This is a genomic window from Bradyrhizobium yuanmingense (genome assembly GCF_029167105.1).
Lineage (GTDB): Bacteria > Pseudomonadota > Alphaproteobacteria > Rhizobiales > Xanthobacteraceae > Bradyrhizobium > Bradyrhizobium yuanmingense_A.
This window is the reverse complement of the sequence record NZ_JARFML010000095.1, coordinates 1-2,747: the sequence shown is the minus strand read 5'-3', so window position 1 is coordinate 2,747 and position 2,747 is coordinate 1. Positions and strand designations below refer to the sequence as shown.

The 2,747-nt window shown below is 62.9% G+C and carries 2 protein-coding genes; both read right to left on the bottom strand.

All coding sequences use genetic code 11. The features are described 5' to 3' along the window. Window positions 1-76: 76 nt before the first annotated feature. Window positions 77-841, bottom strand: coding sequence for an IS21-like element helper ATPase IstB (gene istB / locus P0R31_RS40495; protein ID WP_275521188.1), 765 nt, complete (start codon window positions 839-841; stop codon window positions 77-79). Between the two features lie 2 nt (window positions 842-843). Then, window positions 844-2,604: an IS21 family transposase gene (gene istA / locus P0R31_RS40490; protein ID WP_275521186.1), complete on the bottom strand. Its 1,761-nt coding sequence runs from the start codon at window positions 2,602-2,604 to the stop codon at window positions 844-846. Window positions 2,605-2,747 lie beyond the last annotated feature (143 nt).

Genomic DNA, 2,747 nt, shown 5'->3' with positions numbered 1-2,747 from the left:
TCCCGGACGGTCACTTCAAATTCCCCCACCTGTGGTCGCGCAAACTCCCCCACCTGTGGAGCAGGACGAGAGGGTATTAGGTTGACTCGGTTTTGCGCGCAAGGGCTTCAGCGGCTTCCTTGAGGCGGTAGCTGCGGCCGTCGAACTCGAGCAGATGGCAATGGTGCATGAGGCGGTCAAGGATCGTCGTGCTCATGGTGTTGTCCCGGAGATAAGCGCCCCAATCCTGCACGACGCGATTGGACGTGACGATGACGCTGCGGTGCAATTTGTAGCGTTGATGGATCAGAGTCTGCAGCAAAGCGCCAGCTTCGTCGGGGATGGTGCGAGCGAGGAACAGGTCGTCAAGCACAAGCAGATCGCAGTCAAAGATGCTCCGCAGTCGAGCGTCGCGCTGAGCGGCGGGGCTGAAGGCGTAACGGTTAAAGAAGTCATCGGCCTCGAGATACTGAACCTTGTGGCCTTGCAGGATGGCCTGGTAGGCGACGGCCTTGGCCACGTGCGATTTACCAGTACCGGGCTTGCCAATGAGCAGTGCGTTTTCACCAGCGGCGACAAACTTCAGCGTGTGCAGCTGGAAGCAGGCCTGACGCGGCAGTTTGGGATTGAAGGACCAGTCGAACTCCGCCAGCGTGAGCTTCTCGTCAAGCCCGGATTGCTGGTAGCGGCGAGCGATGAGGCGGGACTGACGACGATCGAGTTCGTCCTGCAGGAGCAGGCAGAAGGTCTCGAGGAACGGTTGGCTGGCGCCCTGGGCCTGCAGGACACGGGTCTCGAGCGTGTCGCGTATGCCCGACAGCCGCAATTGTCGTAGGCAGCGATCGATGTCTGGCAAGGTCATGGTCATTCCGAATGATCTCCTGTGGAGGTTGAAAGGCTGAGCTGATCGGCAATCAAGGTCTGGGTGGGAGCGCTCGCGTCGTCGGAGCTGGCCGGGGTTGCGGAGATGACGCGAGCGCGGTTTGGTGCACGCTGACCATCGCCGTTGTTGAAGGGCCGGCTCTCGTTGCTGGCACGGTTCTGGGCACCGAGGCGAAAGAGTTCGCCGTATTCGTCCGCGGGACGGATCAGGGGATGGTCCTGCGTCAGCGGCAGCGTCGATTGGGGAGCTTGATCGAGGCGCTCGAGCGCCTGCTCGAACAGCCGCTCGACGATTGCGCGCACCTGTTTGTAGCGGTGGATGTGGTTGCGCACTGCGTGATCGCAGGCCTGCTCGACGAGCCGGGCGGGATACTTCTTCGCAAGTCCGACAATGCCCCACATCGCGCGTTGTCCGAGGCGGCCTTCGGTGTCGAACAGGTGCTGACAGAGCGCCTTCGCTTGCGGTCCGATGTCGCCGGCGCTTGCCAGCAGGAAGGCGGTCTGACGGGATGGATTGAACGGGCGCTCGTTGTGCGGCAGTTTGAGCGAACCCGGCCGTGCGGCGCGGGCATGAACGCGCAGCAGCGCCTGGGTGCTGCGGTCGCGGATCTCGATCGTGGTCTCGTAGAGGCGTACCACGACCTGGCTGCCGATCGACGCGGGCCGCGCGGCATAGTCGCTGTGATCCACGCGCACGGTGGTGTCGTCGTAGACGGTGCGCACGAGCTCGGTGAAGTAATGGAAGCCGGTCGCGGGCAATGGCCGCAGATGTGGCTTCTCTTCCTGGAACATGGCCTCGACCTGACGCTTTGTGCTGCCATGGATGCGTTTGGAAGCCCAGTTCGTCTCCCAGTGCTCCAGAAACCTGTTCTGAGCCTCGAGTGACTCGAAGCGTCGCCCGGCGAGCGCGGTGCCCTGGGTGTGCTGGATCGCATTCTCCACGGTCCCCTTGCGATTTGGGTCCCGCACCCGTGCCGGATCGGCGACGACGCCGTAATGTGCGAGCGCCGCGCCGTAGAGTCGGTTGAGTTCGGGCTCATACAGGTCGGGCGTGATGACGCCTTCCTTGAGATTGTCGAGCACGACATAACTGACGACACCGCCGAAATACCGAAAGGCCTCTTCGTGGAGCTGTGCCCAGACCTGCTGGCTCGACTTCCAGACCACCCGCCGGAAGCTGCGCCGCGAGTAACGCAGGGTCATCACGAACAGGCGCGGCCGGCGGTAACGACCGCTCTTCGGATCACGGGTCAGCGCGCCTTCGCCATAATCAACCTGGGCTTCCTCGCCGGGGGCAAACTCGAGACGGTCAAACTGTTTGGGATCGATGTGGCGCAAGGCACGCACGAAACGCTTGACGCTCTCGTAGCTGGCAGTAAAGCCGAACTGGTCAACCAGATCCTGATAGATCGCCTGGGCGTTGCGCTTCAGACGGGCCTGCTGCTCGATCCATTCCCGATGCGGTTCACAGGCTGAGCGGGCGAAATCAAACGTCTTGGCGGCGACCTGCGCTCCGATAGCCGGCGGTCGCGGAGGTGGGGGAGTTTGGCCATCGGCGGCCTCGGAGCCGGTGGTCACCCCGGGGGAGTTTGCCTCCGCCGCTCGCTCGGACGCGAAAATCGCCTGGTAGCGCCGGATCGTCTTGCGGTCGACCCCCGTCAGCCGCTGGATCTCTCGTTGGCTCGTCTGGCGCTCAAGTAACGTAAATACAGTGCTTTGCAGGTGCGGCTTCAAGACGTTCAACTCCCCGTCCCCTCTTCCCTAAAAGGGGACGAAAATAAACGTCCTGCTGCGCGCTTTGCGGCCGATCAGCCGCCCAGCCAGGCGGAATCAGGTGGAGGAGTTTGAGGTGACCTCACCCGGGGGATTTTGACCGACCGTCGGGG